Origin of the sequence: Amycolatopsis sp. NPDC051371, from assembly GCF_040682155.1 — a bacterium.
GTDB lineage: Bacteria > Actinomycetota > Actinomycetes > Mycobacteriales > Pseudonocardiaceae > Amycolatopsis.
Window position 1 is genome coordinate 420036 of the sequence record NZ_JBFBAG010000002.1, and the last position, 18538, is coordinate 438573.

The 18538-nt window shown below is 72.8% G+C and carries 24 protein-coding genes; 8 read left to right on the forward strand and 16 right to left on the reverse strand.

From position 1 onward, the window contains the following. Nucleotides 1-49: 49 nt before the first annotated feature. Both AB0M59_RS04205 and AB0M59_RS04210 read right to left on the reverse strand, forming a co-directional pair. Nucleotides 50-1384 carry an MFS transporter gene (locus AB0M59_RS04205; RefSeq protein ID WP_364608351.1) on the reverse strand — a complete coding sequence of 445 codons (1335 nt, stop codon included), beginning with the start codon at nucleotides 1382-1384 and terminating at the stop codon, nucleotides 50-52. Then, nucleotides 1350-2174 carry a MurR/RpiR family transcriptional regulator gene (locus AB0M59_RS04210; protein ID WP_364608354.1) on the reverse strand — a complete coding sequence of 275 codons (825 nt, stop codon included), beginning with the start codon at nucleotides 2172-2174 and terminating at the stop codon, nucleotides 1350-1352. The genes AB0M59_RS04205 and AB0M59_RS04210 overlap by 35 nt, the downstream gene beginning before the upstream one ends. A 77-nt stretch (nucleotides 2175-2251) precedes the next feature. Here AB0M59_RS04210 and AB0M59_RS04215 point away from each other — a divergent pair, with 77 nt between their 5' ends. Further along, the gene (locus tag AB0M59_RS04215) at nucleotides 2252-3703 is read left to right on the forward strand and encodes an aromatic amino acid ammonia-lyase (RefSeq protein ID WP_364608359.1); all 1452 of its coding nucleotides are present in this window, start codon (nucleotides 2252-2254) and stop codon (nucleotides 3701-3703) included. Nucleotides 3704-3721: 18 nt separating this feature from the next. On the opposite strand, the gene AB0M59_RS04220 is transcribed toward AB0M59_RS04215, so the two are convergent. Continuing rightward, complete coding sequence (locus tag AB0M59_RS04220) at nucleotides 3722-4099, reverse strand: bacteriophage spanin2 family protein (RefSeq protein WP_364608362.1); 378 nt, start codon at nucleotides 4097-4099, stop codon at nucleotides 3722-3724. Then, nucleotides 4096-5031, reverse strand: a complete 936-nt coding sequence (locus AB0M59_RS04225; protein WP_364608365.1) for a TerC family protein — start codon at nucleotides 5029-5031, stop codon at nucleotides 4096-4098. Before AB0M59_RS04225 ends, AB0M59_RS04220 begins: the two co-directional genes overlap by 4 nt. Nucleotides 5032-5215: 184 nt before the next feature. Here AB0M59_RS04225 and AB0M59_RS04230 point away from each other — a divergent pair, with 184 nt between their 5' ends. Next, a complete protein-coding gene (locus AB0M59_RS04230) occupies nucleotides 5216-5512 on the forward strand; it encodes a winged helix-turn-helix domain-containing protein (protein WP_364608368.1) in 297 nt (98 codons plus the stop codon). Here the strand turns inward: AB0M59_RS04230 and AB0M59_RS04235 are convergent. Further along, the gene (locus AB0M59_RS04235) at nucleotides 5494-6216 is read right to left on the reverse strand and encodes an SDR family oxidoreductase (RefSeq protein WP_364608371.1); all 723 of its coding nucleotides are present in this window, start codon (nucleotides 6214-6216) and stop codon (nucleotides 5494-5496) included. The genes AB0M59_RS04230 and AB0M59_RS04235 overlap by 19 nt on opposite strands. A gap of 79 nt (nucleotides 6217-6295) precedes the next feature. On the opposite strand from AB0M59_RS04235, the gene AB0M59_RS04240 reads away from it, so the two are divergent. Together AB0M59_RS04240 and AB0M59_RS04245 are read left to right on the forward strand one after the other, a co-directional pair. After that, nucleotides 6296-6499, forward strand: coding sequence for a DUF5808 domain-containing protein (locus tag AB0M59_RS04240; protein WP_364608374.1), 204 nt, complete (start codon nucleotides 6296-6298; stop codon nucleotides 6497-6499). A gap of 12 nt (nucleotides 6500-6511) precedes the next feature. Next, nucleotides 6512-7279, forward strand: a complete 768-nt coding sequence (locus AB0M59_RS04245) for an SDR family oxidoreductase (RefSeq protein WP_364608377.1) — start codon at nucleotides 6512-6514, stop codon at nucleotides 7277-7279. A 2-nt stretch (nucleotides 7280-7281) separates the two neighbouring features. On the opposite strand, the gene AB0M59_RS04250 is transcribed toward AB0M59_RS04245, so the two are convergent. From AB0M59_RS04250 to AB0M59_RS04280, 7 genes are all read right to left on the reverse strand, one after another. Further along, nucleotides 7282-8721: a HAMP domain-containing sensor histidine kinase gene (locus AB0M59_RS04250; RefSeq protein ID WP_364608380.1), complete on the reverse strand. Its 1440-nt coding sequence runs from the start codon at nucleotides 8719-8721 to the stop codon at nucleotides 7282-7284. Then, complete coding sequence (locus tag AB0M59_RS04255) at nucleotides 8718-9413, reverse strand: response regulator transcription factor (protein WP_364608512.1); 696 nt, start codon at nucleotides 9411-9413, stop codon at nucleotides 8718-8720. Before AB0M59_RS04255 ends, AB0M59_RS04250 begins: the two co-directional genes overlap by 4 nt. Continuing rightward, nucleotides 9410-10465, reverse strand: coding sequence for a streptophobe family protein (locus AB0M59_RS04260; RefSeq protein WP_364608383.1), 1056 nt, complete (start codon nucleotides 10463-10465; stop codon nucleotides 9410-9412). The genes AB0M59_RS04255 and AB0M59_RS04260 overlap by 4 nt, the downstream gene beginning before the upstream one ends. Beyond that, nucleotides 10465-11226 carry an ABC transporter permease gene (locus AB0M59_RS04265; RefSeq protein ID WP_364608386.1) on the reverse strand — a complete coding sequence of 254 codons (762 nt, stop codon included), beginning with the start codon at nucleotides 11224-11226 and terminating at the stop codon, nucleotides 10465-10467. The genes AB0M59_RS04260 and AB0M59_RS04265 overlap by 1 nt, the downstream gene beginning before the upstream one ends. Then, nucleotides 11223-12128 carry an ATP-binding cassette domain-containing protein gene (locus AB0M59_RS04270; protein WP_364608389.1) on the reverse strand — a complete coding sequence of 302 codons (906 nt, stop codon included), beginning with the start codon at nucleotides 12126-12128 and terminating at the stop codon, nucleotides 11223-11225. Before AB0M59_RS04270 ends, AB0M59_RS04265 begins: the two co-directional genes overlap by 4 nt. Nucleotides 12129-12256: 128 nt before the next feature. Then, nucleotides 12257-13081, reverse strand: a complete 825-nt coding sequence (locus tag AB0M59_RS04275; protein ID WP_364608392.1) for a hypothetical protein — start codon at nucleotides 13079-13081, stop codon at nucleotides 12257-12259. Nucleotides 13082-13171: 90 nt separating this feature from the next. Continuing rightward, nucleotides 13172-13756: an XRE family transcriptional regulator gene (locus tag AB0M59_RS04280; protein ID WP_364608395.1), complete on the reverse strand. Its 585-nt coding sequence runs from the start codon at nucleotides 13754-13756 to the stop codon at nucleotides 13172-13174. 66 nt (nucleotides 13757-13822) lie between these two features. Between AB0M59_RS04280 and AB0M59_RS04285 the strand changes: the two genes are divergently transcribed. The 4 genes from AB0M59_RS04285 (at nucleotide 13823) to AB0M59_RS04300 (ending at nucleotide 16113) form a co-directional block, all read left to right on the forward strand. Continuing rightward, complete coding sequence (locus AB0M59_RS04285) at nucleotides 13823-14428, forward strand: class I SAM-dependent methyltransferase (RefSeq protein ID WP_364608398.1); 606 nt, start codon at nucleotides 13823-13825, stop codon at nucleotides 14426-14428. Next, nucleotides 14425-14910 (forward strand): DinB family protein, encoded by a 486-nt coding sequence (locus tag AB0M59_RS04290; RefSeq protein WP_364608401.1) that lies wholly within the window; start codon nucleotides 14425-14427, stop codon nucleotides 14908-14910. Before AB0M59_RS04285 ends, AB0M59_RS04290 begins: the two co-directional genes overlap by 4 nt. 52 nt (nucleotides 14911-14962) lie before the next feature. Continuing rightward, nucleotides 14963-15256: a hypothetical protein gene (locus AB0M59_RS04295; RefSeq protein WP_364608404.1), complete on the forward strand. Its 294-nt coding sequence runs from the start codon at nucleotides 14963-14965 to the stop codon at nucleotides 15254-15256. Nucleotides 15257-15357: 101 nt separating this feature from the next. Continuing rightward, nucleotides 15358-16113 (forward strand): ZIP family zinc transporter, encoded by a 756-nt coding sequence (locus tag AB0M59_RS04300; protein WP_364608407.1) that lies wholly within the window; start codon nucleotides 15358-15360, stop codon nucleotides 16111-16113. A gap of 40 nt (nucleotides 16114-16153) precedes the next feature. Here the strand turns inward: AB0M59_RS04300 and AB0M59_RS04305 are convergent, their stop codons facing one another. From AB0M59_RS04305 to AB0M59_RS04320, 4 genes are all read right to left on the reverse strand, one after another. Further along, entirely contained in the window at nucleotides 16154-16657 is a 504-nt protein-coding gene (locus AB0M59_RS04305) for a hypothetical protein (protein WP_364608410.1), read from the reverse strand. An 85-nt stretch (nucleotides 16658-16742) separates the two neighbouring features. Beyond that, complete coding sequence (locus AB0M59_RS04310) at nucleotides 16743-16904, reverse strand: hypothetical protein (protein WP_364608413.1); 162 nt, start codon at nucleotides 16902-16904, stop codon at nucleotides 16743-16745. 51 nt (nucleotides 16905-16955) lie between these two features. Beyond that, complete coding sequence (locus tag AB0M59_RS04315; RefSeq protein ID WP_364608416.1) at nucleotides 16956-17486, reverse strand: hypothetical protein; 531 nt, start codon at nucleotides 17484-17486, stop codon at nucleotides 16956-16958. Between the two features lie 114 nt (nucleotides 17487-17600). Continuing rightward, nucleotides 17601-18413 carry an IclR family transcriptional regulator gene (locus tag AB0M59_RS04320; protein ID WP_364608419.1) on the reverse strand — a complete coding sequence of 271 codons (813 nt, stop codon included), beginning with the start codon at nucleotides 18411-18413 and terminating at the stop codon, nucleotides 17601-17603. Nucleotides 18414-18538: the final 125 nt, after the last annotated feature.

The window sequence follows — 18538 nt, forward strand, 5'->3', positions numbered from 1 at the left end:
CAACGAACCTCGGACGCGCGATCCTGGTCGATCCTGGGGAGACCCTTCTTCAGTCCAGCATCGAGTTCTTCGTCTCCGGCGCCCACTTCACCGACACGACGAGCCCCACCACGAGGACCACCGTCAGGATCAGCATCGTCGGGGAGAACCCGATCCCGTCCAGGGCCAGCGGCAGCAGGAACGTGCCGATCGCCGAGCCCACGCGGCTCAGCCCGTTCAACAGCCCCACGCCTGAGCTGCGCAGGTCCGTGGGGAAGAGCTCCGGCGGGTAGACCTGGTCGAGGTTGACCGCCGCCGACATGGTGAACGTGAAGACCAGGAAGAGCGGGAACAGCAGCGCCGTCGGGGCGTCCGGCCAGACCGCCATCGGGGCCATCGTCACGATCAGCACCACGAACGACCAGATCGTCAGGCCGCGGCGGGTCATCTTCGCCACCAGCCACAGGCCGCCGAAGCTGCCCAGCAGCAGGAACAGGTTCAGGATGCCGTCGCTGGTCGTGTCCTCCTCGCCGATGCCGATCTTGAGCAGCACCAGCGGCAGGAACGTGTAGATCGCGAAGTACGGGATGACCTGCGCGTTGTAGAAGATCGCGCCGAACGCCGTGGCGCGCCGGTACTGCTTGCCGAACAGCTCGCGGTAGCGGGCGCGCCGCTCCGGGCGATGCGTGGCCACCAGCTGGTCGAACGCGGCTTCGTCGCCGCGCAGCCGGCGGACCACCGCGCGGGCCTGGTCGATCCGGCCCTGCGTGAGCAGCCAGCGCGGCGACTCCGGGACGCCGATGCGCAGCAGCACCACGGCGATCGCGGGCACGCAGCTCGTGGCCAGCAGCCACCGCCACGAGTCGCCGCCCAGGGAGACCAGGTAGTTGCCGAGGAAGAACGCCGCGACGTAGCCGACCGTCCACAGCACCGTCAGCGAAGCCAATAGCCCGCCGCGGTACTTGCGGGGGACGAACTCCGCGACAAGCGTCGGCCCGAGCGCGTAGTCGGCGCCGATGCCGATGCCGATCAACAATCGCAGGACGAACAGCTGCACCGGGTCCTGGACGAAGAACTCCGCGGCCGATGCGACGGCGATCAGCAGGAAGTCCAAAGTGTACAGTCGCTGGCGGCCGATCTTGTCCGCCGCCCAGCCGACGAGCACGCTGCCGAGGAAGATCCCGATCAGCGCCGACGCGCCGAGCAGGCCCTCCCACACCGCGCCGAAGCCGAGCGACGAAGCGATCACCGGCAGGGCGATGCTGATGATGCCCAGCTCGTAGCCGTCGGAGTAGTTGGCGCAGAACGTCAGCGCCGTGATGCGGAGGTGGAACCGGTTGAGCGGGACGTCGTCGAACGCGGTGACCCTTTCACTCGGGGAGGAAGAGGTCTTGCTCTGCGGCATAGTCTTCGAAGCCTTCCAGTCGTTGCCGGGCCGTGGCGCCGGCCGCGTCGGCCATCGCCTCGACCAGCGCCACGGTCAGCGAGACGACCGCCGCGTGGGAGTCGAACACGAACTCCGACGCGACGCCCGCGCTCAGCACGTCGTCGGCGAGCGGGGTGAGCGCCGTGACGGGCCGGTCCGTGATCAGGAGGGTGCGCAGGCCCAGCGCGCGGGCCTGCTCGAGCGCGGCGGCGCTTTCCCGCGGGTAGCGGGGGAGCGCGACCAGGACCAGCGTCCGCGCGCCGCGCCGGTGGGCGTGGCGCAGGGAGTCGCCGAAGACGCTGCCGGAGTCGGTCAGCAGCCGGACGTCCGGGTGGATCTTCGTGGCCAGGTAGGCGAAGGAGGCGGCCTGCGCCGCGGAGACGCGGTAGCCCGTCACGACGAGCGGGACGGACTCCATGAGGCCGGCCGCGAGCGTGCGCAGCCGGGTGTCGTCGGCCAGCTGGGCCCGCAACGCGCCGAGGTTGCGCAGGTCGGCGTCGATGGCGTCCTGGAACTTGTTGCCGCCGCACTCCGGCTCGGGTTCGGCCGCGGCTTCGCGCAGGTAGCGGCGGAACCCGGCATAGCCGTCGAAGCCGAGCAACGCGACGAACCGGGTGACCGACGGCTGGCTGACCTGCGCGTACTCGGCGAGCTCGGCGCTGGTCAGCGCCACGGCCTCGGCCGCGTGGTCAGCGAGGTAGCTGGCGATGCGCCGCTGCGCCGGGGTCAGCCGGTGGGCGGTGAGCAGCTCGTGCAGCGACCGGGGCACCGGATCTCCGTCCTTGTGTGAATGAGTAGTTTCATGTCACCTTAAGAATGAATGAAAACTTGTCAAGGGAGGTGGCGATGACCGACGCCAACCGCATCGAGATCAGCGGGACCGGGCTCCGCTGCGCCGACGTGGTGCGCGTGGCCCGGCGCAGCGCGTCGACGGAGCTCGGCGCCGACGCGGTGAAGAGGGCGGAGGCGAGCTATCAGCTGGCCGTCGAGCTGGGCGCCAAGCGCGCGGTCTACGGCCGCACGACCGGGGTCGGCGCCAACCGGCACACCGTCGTCGACCCGGAGTCGGCCGACCACCACGGCCTGCGCCTGCTGCGCAGCCACGCCGGCGGGACCGGCGAGCCGCTGCCCGACGACGCCGTGCGCGCGGTGATGGCCATCCGCCTCAACCAGCTCGCCGCGGGCGGCAGCGGCGTGCACCCGCGGCTGTTGGAGGTGCTGCAGACGGCGTTGCGCGTCGGCGCGCTCCCGCACGTCCACTCCCGCGGCGCCATCGGCACCGGCGACCTCGCCCAGCTCGCGGAGATCGCCTTGACGCTGGCGGGGGAGCTGCCGTGGGCGGCGGGGGACCTCGACCCGGTCGCGATCAGCCCCGGCGACGCGCTCGCGTTCATCTCCAGCAACGCCGCCACCCTCGGCGAGGCCGTGCTGGCCTGGCACGACCTGAGCCGGCTGCTCGCCGCGAGCCACGTCGTCACCGCGCTGACGTTCTGCGCGCTAGGCGGTTCGGCCGAGGCGTACTCGGAGCGCGTCCACGCCGCGCGCCCACACCCCGGCGCCGTGCGCTGCGCCGCCGAGATGCGCCGCTTACTCACCGCGGCCGACGACCTGCCCGAGGGACGACGGCTGCAGGACCCGTTCGGGCTGCGCGCGTTCCCGCAGGTGCAGGCGCCCGCGCTGGACGCCGCGGCCGCCGTCGAACGCGTGCTGGCCATCGACATCAACGCCGCCGCGGAGAACCCGCTGATCGACGTCGAGACCGAGCAGGCCTATCACCACGGCCAGTTCTCGACGGCTCACGTGGCCTTGGCGTTCGACCAGCTGCGCGCGGCGTTGCACCACGTCGCGGAGCTGTCCACCGCGCGCCTCGGCGACCTCGTGGAGCCGGACTTGAGCGGGCTCCCGCCGTTCCTCGCCGACGGACCGGCGGGCAGCTCGGGGATCATGATCCTGGAGTACGTCGCGCACGACGCACTGGGCACGCTGCGGCACGCGGCGTCGCCGGTCACCCTCGGCACGGCCGTGATCTCCCGCGGGCTGGAGGACCACGCGAGCTTCTCCACGCACGCCGTCCGCAGCACGGTCGCCGCCACCGCCGCGTACCGGACGGTGCTGGCGTGCGAGCTGCTCGGCGCCGTACGCGCGCTGCGGCTGTCCGGGATGCGCCTGCCGGACACGCCGCTGCGGGAAGCGTTCCGCCTCGCCGACGGCGGCCTCCCGCACATCCCGGAGGACCACCCGCTCAGCGCGGAGATCAAGCAGGCCGAGCGGCTCTTGGACCGGCTCGCGGTCCTCTGAGACCGGGCGGGTTTCGGGTCAGAGGCCGCACGCCTTGGTCAGCGCGGTGACCTGGTCGGTCTTGCGCTGCACCCAGTCCGCCGGGCCGGTGACGACGTCGTCGACGGTGGTCTCGCGCAGGGTGGTGGCCAGGGAGTCGATCGCCTCGCCGGCGGTCGTGTTCCCGGCCCGCGCCGCCAGGTCCGTCAGCTCCCGGCCGGCCGCGTGCGCGTGATCCAGCGCGGCCTGCGGGTCGCCGAGGTCCGGGGTCGCGGTGGCGATCCGCACCGCATCGCTGCACACGCCGACCGTCGTGGCGGCGTTGCCGACCTGGTCCGCGGTTTCGGACGCCACGCCGCATCCCGTGAGGGCCAGGACGAGGCTGCCGCCGATGATGGCTGCCGGAAGTCGTTTCATCGGGCTTTCCCTTCTTCGATGAGAGTGGTGCGCGTCTTGAGCAGGCTGGCGACGACCGCCGTCGCGAGGATCAGGCCGACCACGCCCAGCGAAAGTCCCGTCGGGATCTTCCAGATCTCCAGCAGGAGCATCTTCACGCCGACCCAGACGAGGACCAGCGCCAGGCCGATCTTGAGGTAGACGAACCGGTGCATGAGATCCGCGAGCAGGAAGTACAGGGCGCGCAGGCCGAGGATGGCGAACGCGTTCGACGTGAACACCAGGAACGGTTCCTGCGTCACCGCGAAGATCGCCGGGATCGAGTCGACCGCGAAGACGATGTCGGTGACCTCGATCAGCACCAGCACCGCCAGCAGCGGCGTCGCGACCCAGCGGCCCGCCTCGCGGACGAGGAACTTCTTGCCGTGGTGGACATCCGTCGACGGGACGAGCCGGCGGAAGGCCCGTAAGACGACGTTCTGGTCGTAGTCCACGGACTCCGAGCGGTGCACCGCCATCCGGATGCCGGTCAGGACGAGGAAAGCGCCGAAGACGTAAAGGATCCAGGCGAAACTGGCCAGCAGTGCCGACCCGGCGGCGATGAACACCGCTCGGAACACCAGCGCGCCGATGACGCCGTAGAACAGGATGCGGTGCTGGTGTTCGCGCGGCACGGCGAAGTAGCCGAAGATGATCGCGAACACGAAGACGTTGTCGACGGCCAGGGACTTCTCGATCACGTACCCGGCGAAGTACTGGCCCGCGAGCTCCGCGCCCCAGACCCACCACACGACGGCGCCGAACGCGACGCCCAGCGCGACCCACACGCCGGACCACGTCAGCGCTTCGCGGACGCCGACGACGTGCGCCTTGCGGTGGGCGAACAGGTCGACCGCGAGCATGAGCAGGATGACGCCCAGCACGGCGGCCCAGGCCCAGAAGGGGACGGTCACAGCAGATTCCTCCGGTTCGTGGCGAACCGGAGGTCTCCCCGACCACGCGAACGTGGTGTCGGCACCGGGTCTGCGCAGGGGCAGCCGTATTGACGATGCCGGACCGGGCGGGTACTCCCCTCCGTCTCCTCCAGAATGACGAACTGTGCTTCGTCTGTCAAGTGTGGACGGCTAAGCTGCGCGCATGGCCACGTGGACGTTCCTGAGCAACCACGCGCACGTCTTGCTGTGCCTGGCGGAGGATCCGGACCACAAGCTGCACGACATCGCCGAGCGCGTCGGCATCACCGAGCGCGGCGTGCAGCTGATCCTCGCGGACCTGATCGCGGACGGCTACGTCGAGCGCGAGCGCGTGGGCCGCCGCAACCACTACACGATCCACCCGGAAAGCCGCCTGCGGCACCCGCTGGAGGCGCACCACCGGGTGGCGGAGCTGGTCGAGGCCCTCGGCCCGGTTCCGCGTCACCAGACGAACTGCTGACCGCCGTCGATGTCGTAGGTCGCGCCCGTGAGCGCCGTGTTCGTCATGAGGTGGACCGCCAGCGCCGCGACGTCCGCCGGCCCCACCACGCGGCCGATGGGGAGCGTCGACCGCAGCTCGGCACGGCGGTCCTCGAGCTTGTCCCCGAGCAGCGTCGCCGACAGCGGCGTGTCGACGAACCCCGCCGCGATCAGGTTGACGCGCACCGGCGCCAGCTCCAGCGCGAGGGCCGCGGTGAACGGCGGCAGCGCGGCCGTCGCGGCCGAGACGATGCCGAGCCCGTGCCCGATGCGGCGGCCGCCGGTGCCACCCATCAGCAGCAGTGAACCGCCCGGGCGCATCTTCGGCGCCGCGTGCCGCGCGACCTCGAGGGCGACCGCGATGTGGCCGCCGAGCGCCGCGCGCACGTCGTCGGCGGTCATTTCCAGCAGCGGTCCGTAGTGCGGGCCGCCCGCGGTGATCAGGATGTGGTCGACCGTGCCGGTCAGGTCCGCGAAGAAGCCCGCCACCGCGGCCGCGTCGGAGGCGTCGAACGCGGCCGTGGCGCGGGCACCCACCGCCTCCGCCGCCTGCGAAAGCTTGCCGGGATCGCGGCCGGTCAGCACGACCTCGGCGCCTTCGGCCCGGGCCAGCCGCGCCGTCTCGAAGCCGATCCCGGCGCTGCCGCCGATCAGCACGACCGTCTGCCCACTCAGTCCGCTCACCCTCGGCACCGTACGGCGGCGGCCGCCGTTTGACCACTGATCACGCGCGGGTACACCCTGGTCAGGGAAGGTGATGACGATGGCGGGACCCGAAGAGCCGATCGAACCCCAGGGACACGCGGCCGGCGCCCCGTACGACTGGCGCCGCCCGACCGCCAAGCGGTTCCGGGCCCGCGTCTGGAACCCGGACGACCGGCGGCTCTGGACCCCGAAGTCGTTCGGCTGGGGTTACGACCTGAACTTCTACTGGGTCGCCCACCCGCTTCGCTACTTCCGGCGCTGAGAAGTCCGTGAGGTGGCCAGTCATCCGCTCTTCGACATCACCGGCCGCGTCGCGCTCGTGACGGGTTCCAGCCGCGGGATCGGCTTCGCGCTGGCGCGCGGGCTTCTCGAAGCGGGCTGTGTCGTCGTCCTCAACGGCCGCGATCGCGCCGCCCTGGGTCGCGCCGAGGAGGAGCTGTCGGCCATCGGGACCGTTCTTTCCGAACCGTTCGACGTCACCGGCTCCGCGGCCGTCGCCGAGGGCATCGCTCGCGTCGAAGACCGGGCCGGCCCGCTCGACATCCTGGTGAACAACACCGGCGTCCAGCACCGGGCGCCGTTCACCGAGTTCTCCGACGAGGACTGGTACCGGCTGCTCGACACGAACCTCAGCAGCGCCTTCCTGGTCGGCCGCGAGGTCGCCCGCCGGATGCGGCCGCGCGGCCGCGGGAAGATCGTCAACATCTGCTCGGTGCAGAGCGAAACCGTCCGCCCGGGCATCGCACCGTACTCCGCGACCAAAGGCGGGCTGAAGCTCCTGACCAAGGGGATGTGCGCCGACCTGGGGCCGTCGGGCATCCAGGTCAACGGCCTCGCTCCGGGCTACTTCGAGACCGAGCTGACGGCCGCGCTGGTCGCCGACGAGGAGTTCAGCGCCTGGGTGCGCGGCCGCACTCCCGCCGGTCGCTGGGGTCGTGTCGAAGACCTCGTCGGCGGCCTCATCTTCCTCGCGTCCGACGCCTCCGCGTTCGTCAACGGGCAGCTCCTGTACGTCGACGGCGGCCTGCTTTCCGTGCTTTGACCTCACTCCAGCAGCGGCACCGCGAGCCGGAAGCGGGCGCCTTCACCCAGGACGGTCTCCAGCTCGACGTCACCGCCGTGCGCCCGGGCCAACGACCGGGCGATCGAGAGCCCCAGACCCGCGTCCGCGCCACCGGACCGGGTCCGGGACCGGTCGGCCCGGTAGAACCGGTTGAACACCTTCTCCGCTTGCTCGGCCGTCATGCCCGGGCCCTCGTCGACCACCTCCAGCACCGCCCGGCCCGCCGCCGTGCCGACGCCGATGCGGACGGGTGTGCCCGGCGGGGTGTGCGCGGCCGCGTTGCCGACCAGGTTCGTGACGACCTGCCGCAGCCGCGCTTCGTCCCCGTCGACCGGGGCCGGGCCCGGCAGCCCGGCGCCGTCCGGCCCGGTCAGGGAGACCTCGCGGGACGGGTCGAGGGCTCGCAGGTCGTGGCGGGCGTCGCCGGCGAGGGTGCGCAGGTCCATCGGCGCGCGGTCGAGCTGCTCCTCGGGTGCCTCGTCGAGCTGGGCGAGCAGCAGCAGGTCCTCGGTCAGCGCCGTGAGCCGGGTGGCCTCGCGGTCGATGCGGCGCATCGCGTCGTCCACATCGGACGCTTCGGGCAGCGCGCCCATCCGGTAGAGCTCCGTCGACCCCTTGATGCCGAACAGCGGCGTGCGCAGCTCGTGGCTGACGTCCGCTACGAACGTGCGCATCCGCGCCTCGGACGCCGCCCGGTCGGCGAAGGCCTCCTCCAGCTGGCCGAGCATGGTGTTGAGCGACGCCGCGAGGTGCCCGATCTCCGTCCGGGGCGGCGCCAGGCCCGGCACGCGCCGGGTGAGGTCGCCGCCGGCGATCGCGGCCGCGGTGTGCTCGATCCGGCGCAGCGGGCGCAGGCCCCGGCCGAGGGCGAACCAGCCGGCCACGGTCAGCACGACCAGCAGCCCGGCCCCGGTGACCAGGCTGCTCACCCGCAGCTGGGTGATCGTCGCGTCGGCCTCGGCGAGCGGCGCGGCCGAAACCACCTTCCCGCCCCAGCGGACGGCGGGCCGCGCGATGGCCCGCCAGCGCTGCGACCCGTCGGCGGCCCGCAGGTCGACGGCGGTCCCGTCGGTCGGGACGGTGCGCAACGCGTCGAGGGGCGGCAGCGCCTGGCCGGCCACCCGCGAGGAGTGCAAGCCGCCGGCCACCGCGCCACTGGCATCCAGGTAGAGGAAGTACGGCGTGCCGAAGAGGTCGAGCGCGGGGTCGAGGAGGTCGGGACGCACGGCGGGCTGCCCGGTCGGCGGCGGGCCCGCGGCGAGGGAGATGAGCTCGGTCATCGAGCGCAGCTGGCCGTCGAGCCGGTCGAGCTGGAAGCGCTCGAGCTGATCGGAGACCAGCGCGCTGACGAGGGTCAGGCCGGCCAGCAGCAGGCCCGCGGTGAGCAGGAGCAGCCGGGCCCGCAGCGACAGCCGCCTCACCGCCGGGGCTCCCGCAGCACGTAGCCGACGCCGTGCACGGTGTGGATCAGCTTGGGCTCCTCGGTGTCGACTTTCCGGCGCAGGTAGGAGATGTAGGTGTCGACGATGCTGGCGTCACCGCCGAAGTCGTCGCGCCACACGCGGTCGAGGATCTGCGCCTTGGACACCACGCGGCCGGCGTTCTCCAGCAGGTAGCGCAGCAACCGGAACTCGGTGGCGGACACGCGCACGGGCCGTCCCGCGCGCGTCACCTGGTGGCCTTCGGCGTCGAGGGTGAGGGTGCCCACCGCCAGCACGTCGGCCGGGTGCCCCGCGGTCCGGCGGAGGATCGCGCGGATCCGCGCGATCAGCTCCGCCAGGTCGAACGGCTTCGTCACGTAGTCGTCGGCGCCCAGGGACAGGCCGGTGACCTTGTCGGCTTGCCCGTCCCGCGCCGTGAGGAACAGGACGGGCACCGGCCGGCGCTGCTCGCGCAGCCGCCGGACGACTTCGAAGCCGTCCATGTCCGGCAGCATGACGTCCAGCAGCACCAGGTCGGGCGGCTCTTCGGTGGCCGCGGCGACGGCTTCGCCCGCCGTCGCCGCGGACGTCACCCGGAAACCGGCGAACCGGAGCGCGGCGGAAAGCAGCTCGCGGACGGTGGCTTCGTCGTCCACCACGAGCAGCCGCTCGGCGCCGCCGCGAGGCGTCATCGCTTCCATGCCCGCGAGGATACGGAGATCGCGTCGACGAGCAGGCAGCCCGCGAACCCGGCCAGCGCGCCGGCCAGGAGGGCGAGCAGCGGGTTCGCCGTGAGCCGCGCGTCCAGCACCGGGACCGAGAAGCCGAACGCGGTCACGGCGACGTCGAGCGAAACGTGCGACAGCAGCGTCATGACGGTCGATACGCCACCCACCACCGCACCGGCCGCCGCCGCTCGGCGCAGTGGGCGACGGCGAACGGCGACTGCGATGCCGCAGCCCAGCAGGAGCGCGCCGGACACCCAGAGCCCCGGCGTGAAGTGCCCGATGTCCGGGACGCAGGACAGCGCACCCGTGGTGTCCACCGTCCACGGCACGCCGAGACCCAGCAGTACCGCACCGGACACCAGCTGGGGGAGGACGAGCAGGACACCTCCGGCCGCCGGGGCGCCGCCGAACGTCCAAGCGGCGGCCAGGCACACGACCACGAGCCCGGCCGACGGCCACCGCGCAGCGCGGAAACCCTTCGCGACAAAGGGAAACCGCGCGACGAGCCAGCACACGCCGACGACCACGAGCGCCCAGACCACGCCGCCGAGCACCGCCGGCCCGACGGCCACGGAGAATCCGGCGTCCAAGTGACCGGACCAGGGCAGCCGCGGCCCGGCCGAAACGCAGCCCCCGCCGATACCCTCCGGGAGCGGCGGCTTTCCCTTGGCGAGCAACGCGATCGCGGTCAGTGCTGCGGGAAAGGCCACTGCCGCCGCGGCGCCGCGGACGAGCAGCCCGTCGTCACGGCGGCGCAGCAGCAGCCACCCCAGGACCATCGCCCCCGCAAGGGAAAGCCCGAGCGGGATGACGTGCAGCTCGCCCCGCACGGCGACCGGGAGCACCCCGGCCGGCATCGCCTCGACCTCCACCCGGCCGCCCACGGCCGAAGCGACCACCGCCGCGGTGAGCCCGACGCCGCCGGTGCCGAGCAGCGCCAGGCCGGCCGCCGCGACCCCGGCCATCGCGAACAGCGCGGCGACGGCGGCGGCCAGGCCCCGGGCCACCTCCCGCATCAGACGTCCCGGCGCCGGAAGACCGCGAACGCGACGGCCAGGACCGCCGCGACGCCGAGGCACATCCCGGCCAGGTTCAGCCAGGGGTGCGGGAACTCCGGGTCGGGGACCGTCGTGAGGACCGCGGCCGGGCCGAGCGTCGGCCAGTAGTGGAAGATCCAGCGCAGCCACACCGGGAAGAGGCCCGCGACGCCGGGCATCAGGAAGACGATCCCGACGAGGGTGGCCAGCGCGCCCGCGGTGGCTCGCACGAGCGTGCCGAGCGCGATCGCGAGCAGCGCGATCGCCGCGAGGTAGAGCCCGCCGCCGGTCACGGCCGCGAGCACGCCGGGATCGCCGAGCCGCGCGTGCGGCACGTCCTTCGCGGTCAGCACGGTTTGGCAGAGCAGGAAAGCGGCGAACATCAGGACCTGGCCCGCCACCACGGCGACGCCGACGGCCACGACCACCTTCGCCGCCAGCAGCCGGTGCCGGCGGGGCGTGGCGGTCAAGGACGTCCGCATCAGCCCGGTCGCGTGCTCGCCGGTGACGGCGAGGATGCCCAGCACCCCGATGACCAGCTGCGCGACGACGTAGCACTTGAGGCTGAAGGCGGTGGGATCCCAAGCCCGCGGATCGTCGGCGTACTGGCTCCCGGCGGCGTTCGTGGTGAGGGCCGTGATGCCGAGTCCGACCACGAGCAGGCACGCCAGGGTGTACCAGGTCGAGCGCAGGCTGCGGAGCTTGATCCACTCGGCGTGGAGGGAATGGGCGAAACTCATGCGACGGCTCCCTCGTACTCGACGCTGTCCTTGGTCAGCTCCATGAAGGCGTCCTCGAGCGAGACGCGCTGCGGGGTCAGCTCGGCGAGCGCGACGCCGTGGTAGGCCGCGAGCTTGCCGATCTCCGTGCCGGTCATGCCGGAGACGACGAGCGAGGCCTCGACCCCTTCGCGCACGGTGGCCCCGGCGGTGGCGAGCAGACGCGCGAAGCCCGGGTCGGGCGTGCGGACGAGCACGGTGCCCTCACCGCGCACGAGTTCGCTGACGGCGGTGTCGGCGACGAGCCGGCCCCGGCCGATGACGACCAGGTGGTCCGCGGTCTGCGCCATCTCGCTCATCAGGTGGCTGGACACCAGCACGGACCGGCCCTCGCGGGCCAGGGAGCGCATGAAGTCGCGGATCCACCGGATGCCTTCGGGATCGAGCCCGTTCACCGGCTCGTCGAAGATCAGCACGCGCGGGTCGCCGAGCAGCGCCGCCGCGATGCCGAGGCGCTGCCGCATGCCGAGGGAGAACCCGCCGGCCCGCTTGCCGGCCACGCCTTCCAGCCCGGTCCGGGCGAGCACCTCGGCGACCCGGCGCCGGGGGAGCCCGTTGCTCACCGCGAGCGCCAGCAGGTGGTCGCAGGCCTTCCGGCCACCGTGGACGGCCCCCGCGTCGAGCAGGGCGCCGACCTCGGTCAGCGGCACGGGAAGGTCGCGGTAGCGGCGCCCGCCGACGGTGACCGACCCCCGTGTCGGCGCCGCGAGGCCCAGGATCATCTTCATGGTCGTGGACTTGCCGGCCCCGTTCGGCCCGAGGAACCCGGTGACCTGCCCGGGTTCGACGGTGAACGACAGGTCGTCCACGACGGTGTCGGGGCCGTACCGCTTGGTCAGGCCGCGAATCTCGATGGTCGTCATGGCGGCGAGCCTGGCCCGCCCGCCTGGCCGGTCCCTGGGAGGTTCTGGGAGAACCCTGGGAGTTCGCGCGGCCGGGAGTGTGCTCGCCGGACGATTCCCCGGAAATCGATCCCGGCCGCGCGAAGCCGTCAGGCGCGGTGGATGACGATGTCGCCGAGGCGCGTGCGGGCGAGGATCTCGACCTGGTCCGCCGACTCGCCCGCGTGCTCCGGCAGGGAGTTGCGCACCGTGCCCTTCGTGCTGTACGCGTCCACCGACGCGGCGGTCCCGTCGGCGATACCGACTTCGATGCCGCCGGCGGCATTGGTCAGGTCCGCCCGGCCGCTCGTCATGCGCCCGATCCGGATCGGGCAGTTCGCCGCGCGGGCGAAGACATCGCCGTCGGCGCGGTCGACGGCGAAGCCGCCGCCGGACCCGTTGAGGTCGACGCCGGAGCGGGCGTGGCCGATCCACACCTGCCCGGTCGAACCCACGTACCGCAGCGAGCCCTCGACCTCGCCGATCCGCACGCCGGCCGCGCCGCCGTCGACTTCGGCGGTCCCGGCGACGTGGCCGACCGCGACCTCTCCGGCCGAGAGCCGGCCTCGCAGCGCGCCGACGTGGCCGAGCCGGACCTCTCCCGAGGCCACGTCCAGCTCGCAGGCGCCGAGCCGGCCCTCGGCGTGCACGTCCGTCCAGGCCGTCTCCAGCACCAGCGCCGACCCGGCCGGCAGCTCGATCGTGATGGCGACCGAACCGCCCTTGGCGCCGGGCTTGTTCGTCTTGATCGACAGCTCCCCGGCGGCGAAGGCGACTTCGGTCTGCTCGGCGACCTTCACGTCGGACTTGCTCGCGCCGTTCACGGGTTCGACCCGCACGACCGTGTCCGGCCGGTCGCTCGCGGCGATCCGCACGTGGGCGCCGGCGGTGGTCAGCGTGGCGGTGATCGGCTGCGGCGTGGTGAAGACGGTCATGGCGGTTCCCCTTGTGTGTGGCCCGGTGGTGCGTTGTGATCACGTTCGCCGGGACACCTGACACCGGGCTGACACGGTCCGGACACCCGCTCAGTCACGGGCTGCGCGGGCGCGCAGGTGGGCCCGTTCGCCGTGCTGCCCGAAGAGGATGAGCAGCTCGACGGCCTTCCCGTCGGCGCTCCCCAGCCAGTGGGGGAGAGTCGTGTCGAACTCCGCGGCCTCGCCCGCGGGCAGCACCAGGTCGTGCTCGCCGAGGACCAGCCGCAGGTGTCCGTGGAGCACGTAGAGCCACTCGTGGCCATCGTGGGTCTGGTGGTCCGGTTCGAGCGGGTGGTCGCTGCCGGGGATCAGCATCTTGTACGCCTGCATGCCGCCCGGCCGCCGCGACAGCGGCACGAACGTCATGCCGTGGCGGTGGATCGGCGTGAGGTGGACACGCGGGTCGCCGGTGCGCGGCGCGCCGACGAGGTCGTCGAGCGGGACGCGGTAGGCGCGGGCCAGCGGCAGGAGCAGCTCCAGGCTGGCCCGCCGCTGCCCGCTCTCCAGCCGGGACAGCGTGCTCTCCGACACCCCGGTGGTCACGGCCACTTCGGCCAGTGTGAGGCCGCGGGCGCGGCGCAGGGCCCGCAGCCGCGGGCCGACGGCGTGCAGGACGTCCTCGAAGTCGTCGGTCACCCGGCCATCTTGCCGAAACCGCAAGAAACCGTGCCACCTCGGCACGGCCGGAGCACGGTGGGTCCCATGACCACCACCGAGTTCTGGGACGCCCACTATGCGACGCCGCGAGCCGATCCCCGTGCGAACGTCCGGCTCACCGAGGTCGTGACGGATCTGGACCCCGGGACGGCGCTCGACCTGGGGAGCGGCGCCGGCGGCGACACGCTGTGGCTCGCCCGCCGCGGTTGGCGCGTGACCGCGGCCGACGTCTCCGGCATCGCGATCGCCCGCCTCGCCGGCCTGGCCCGGGAACTCGGGCTCGGCGACCGGGTCACCGCCGAGCGCCGCGACCTGGCCGAGACCTTCCCCTCGGGCCGGTTCGACCTCGTCTCGGCGCACTACCTGCACACGCCGTTCGCCCTGCCGCGTGCTCGGGTCCTGCGGCGGGCCGCGGAAGCGTTGTCCCCGGGTGGCCGGCTGCTGGTCGTCGACCACGGATCCGTCGCGCCGTGGTCGTGGGACCAGGACGCGCGGTTCCCCGCCGCGCACGAGGTGGGTCGATCGCTGGAACTCGACCCCGGGGAATGGACCGTCGAGCGCGCCGACGCGCTGTCCCGCCGCGCCACCGGGCCCGGCGGCCAGGTCGCCGACGTCGTCGACCACCTGCTGCTGATCCGCCGCGCCCGATGACCGCCACGCCCCGCCGGCGCGACACCCCGCCCCCGCGGACCGGCCCCGGCGAGAAGGACGTGCTGCGCGGCTTCCTCGACCAGCTGCGCGCCGCGGTGGCCGCCAAGGCCGAGGGTGTCCCGGAACCGCAGGTCCGGACGCCCGGCGTGCCGTCGGGCACGTCGCTGCTGGGCCTCGTGCGGCACCTGACCCACGTCGAGCGCTTCACGTTCCTCGGCGAGCGCACGACCGACTGGCCCGGCACGTTCCGGCCGCGTCCGCGGGAGACGGCCGCCTCGCTCCTGGCGGGCTACCGCGCCGCCGTCGAGGAGGCCAACGCGGTCATCGACGCGTGCACCGACCTGACCGAGCCGGTGGCCCGTCCCACCGGCACGCCGCCGTCGATGCGCTGGGCCCTGGTCCACATGATCGAGGAAACCGGCCGCCACGCCGGCCACGCCGACATCCTGCGCGAGCTGATCGACGGCTCGACCGGCCGGTAGCACCGGCCCGGTGTTCCCGCCCCGGGCGGTCCTGCCGTGCGACAGTTGCGGCATGAACGGCCGGAATGAAGGCGGCGCGAGGACGGTCGCGGAGCTCGCCCGGATGTCGGCGTGGACGGTGACCGGCTCGCGCGGGCGCTGGAGCACGGCCGAGCGCGTCCTCGCCCTGGGCGGCCGGCGCTGGGTGGTCGGGCTGACCCCGACGGCGGGCGGCTCGACGGCGTTGATGCTCTGGTGCGACGACGACGTGGTCGCCCATCGGCGCGGCGCCGAAGCGGCGCTCTGCGAGACCGCGCTGCGCTGGGTGACGAACCTGCTGGCCGGCCGCCCCTGGGACGGCCGCTGACCGGATCCGGTCAGCCGAGCGCGCGTGATTCCCGCGGACTGAACCGGCGGCGCGGTGGGTAGCCCACCGGGGGATCATGACGTCGGCGAAAGGTGGCTTTCGTGCCGGAGTGGGTGGAAGCGGGGCTGTGGGGTCTCGTCGGCGGGATCGCGCTGGTGCTGGGCGCCTCGGTCGCGTGGTGGGTCCGCGTGTCGCGGCGCGTCGTCGCCGGGATCATGGCGTTCGGGGCGGGGGTGCTCATCTCCGCGCTGGCCTTCGACCTGGTCGACGAGGCGCAGCGCTCCGGCGGGCTCTGGCCGACCGCGGGCGGTTTCCTGGGTGGAGCGGTCGTGTACGTCGCGATCAACGTCGTCCTCGCGCGGCGAGGGGCCCGGCACCGCAAGCGTTCCGGCGGGCAGCAACCGTCCGAACAGGACAGTGCGGGCAGTGGCGCGGCCATCGCGGTCGGAGCGCTGCTCGACGGCATACCCGAGTCGGTCGTGCTCGGCGTGTCCCTGCTCGGCGGCAGGGGAGTCGGGCTCACCGTGCTGGCGGCGGTGTTCATCTCGAACGTCCCGGAAGGCCTGTCCAGCGCGGCGGGCATGAAGAGCGCCGGACGCGGCCCCGGCTACGTTTTCGGGGTCTGGAGTGGCATCGCGCTCGCCAGCGGCGCCGCGGCGTTGCTGGGGAACGTCCTGCTGCGGTCGGCGTCGCCCGCCACGATCGCGGCGATCACGGCGGTGGCCGCGGGGGCGATCCTGGCCATGATCGCCGACACGATGATCCCGGAGGCCTTCGAGCGCACCGAGTTGTACACGGGCCTGCTCGCCACGCTCGGCTTCCTGACGGCGTTCGTGATCGAGCACGCGGGCGGCTGACCGGGCCCGCCAACGGTGTGGCAGGCCCGGTCCGGTCGTCCTAGCGGACTACTTTGCCCGCGGAGAAGTAGGCGTTCGACGGCGTCATGAACGACAGCACGACACCGACGACGGCGGCGACCACGCTGATGTACCCCAGGATCGTGCTCTGCCCCGCCAGCAGCGAAATCAGCTGCAGCGCGGTGATCACCGTCAGCACGATCCGCGCCCAGTTCCGGCCGGCCCGCAGTTTGAACGCGAACAGTAGGTAGAGCGCGGCGATGATCACGGCGATCACGAGCGCGACGATCATCGTCAGGGTCACCGCCTGGTCGATCTGCGCGTCGGTCAGGCTGCCGCCGCTTTGTCTGTTCGAATTGCGCAACGTGTCGGCGATCGAGTCACGGCTGGCGAAGATCAGGAAACCGCCGACGAGCCCGATGACGGTCGACGCGATGAACGCCCAGAAAGCACCTTCGACCGTGGAGGGCCGCGCGGGAGCGGCCGCCGGCTGCCCGGCGGCGGCGGATTCGGGATAGTTCGGGTAGTTCGGTGATTCGGTCATAGTGATCGAATAGCACGCTTTCGGGTGACTCGCTGATCGAATCGCCGTTTCCGGCGCTGAAACGTGATGTCGGCCGGTTTTGCCGTCAATGCCGGCGGCCGAGAGCCTCCCGCTTGACGAAACCGATCACCGCGGTCGCGACGAACAGCACCGCGCCGACGATGATCAGCCAGAAGAGGCCCTTGATGACGATGCCGAGGACGGCGAGAATGGCCCAGACCACCAGCAGTCCGATCAGAATACCCATGTCGGCTCCCTCCGAGGATGTGCGCGGAGAGGTACCCGATCCGCCCGGCGGCTACACCTGCCCGCCGTGGCACCGCCGGCGCCAGTACGCCCACGTGACGGCGGCCAGCAGCGGTGCCCAGAGCAGCAGCGGCAGGTAACAGGCGACGAGCAGGACGTGCCAGCCCGGACCGGCGAACGTCACGGCCCCGAGGCCGGGGAAGTCGCGGAAGGCGTACGCCCAGATGACCGCCAGCGCGAGCGCCCCGGCGACCGCCGGGACGATCGCGGCGTACGGCGCGACCCGGCGGCCGCCGAGCATCGGGATCCACCGGGGGACGCGCTCGCCCCACGGCCGGACGAGGCCGAGCGTGAGCAGGGCCAGCGCTTCGGACACGACGCTCAGCCCGACGATGTAACAGGCTTCGCCGAACCCGATCGCGTGGTACGGCCGCAGGCCGAGGTCGACGCCGGCGGCGAGGAAGAGCCGCCAGATCCCGGACGGCAGGGTGACCAGCGGGACGGCGTGGGCGGCGAGGACGGCCCACCGCGGTGGGCGACGGCCGTCGCGGACGGTGGGCGAGCCGGTGAGTGGTGCGGTCATGAGCCGAGTCTGTCCGGGCCGGCGCGGCGCGACCTCCCGCCGAGGTATGAGCCGTCCCCTCTCGAGGGGGAGGCCGCACGGCAACGACGGCCGACCGTCCACTGTGGAGGACGCTCAGGTGAGCCGGGCGGTGGGCGGCGGTTTCGGGCGCTCCTCCCAGCCGAGGTGCGCGGAGACCCGCGCGGCGGCTTCCGCGGTGACGCGGCCCGCGGCGTCGAGGCGCTCGCCGAGCCGTGCGGCGGGTGCGGAGACGTTCAGCGCGGCGACGACCCGGCCGCGGAAGTCCCGGATCGGCGCCGAAACCCCGACGAGACCCTCCTCGAACTCCTCGCGGACGCGGGCGTAGCCGTCCCGGCGGGCTTGCTGGATCCTCGCCCAAAGCTCGGGCAAGGTGTGCACTTCGGACAGCGGGTGGTGCGCCGCCGGTGCGGGAAACCGGATGTACAGGTCATCCGGGGACGCGTCGAGCAGCAGGACGCGCCCCGCCGACGTGCACTGCGCCGGGACGCCGCGCCCCTCCCAGTCGTGCACGCGGAAGGAGTGCCCGGACACCGACAGCAGGGTCAGCACCTCCTGGTCGCGCAGGACGCAGAGGTGGTTGGTCTCTTCGAGTTCGGCGGACAGTTCCCGCATCACCGGCTCGGCGGCCCGGACGAGGCGGTCTTCGACGGTCCGGGCGACGAGCGAGAACAACCGCCAGCCGAGCCGGTACCCGAGCGTGTCGGGATCGCGCTCGACGACGCCCTCTTCGGCGAGCGCCTTGAGCGCCCGCGAGACCTGGCTCTTCTCCCGCCCGGTGAGCTGCGAGAGCCGTACGACGCCCAGTTCGCCCGCGCGCTGCGCTTCGGGCGAGGCGAGCGCTTCCAGCAGGTCGAGGTCGCGGCGGAGGCCGTGCCCCTGGTGCCGGGTGTCGTCCGCGAGTGCCATGGGGGGAAAGTAGCAAGCGCGGTCCTGGCGAGTGACGTCGTGCGGCCGCGGCCCACTGCCGCGCGACCACCGGCGGTGCGGGTGCGTGGCGGCCGTGCGAACGGCCACTTCTCCGGACCCCGATG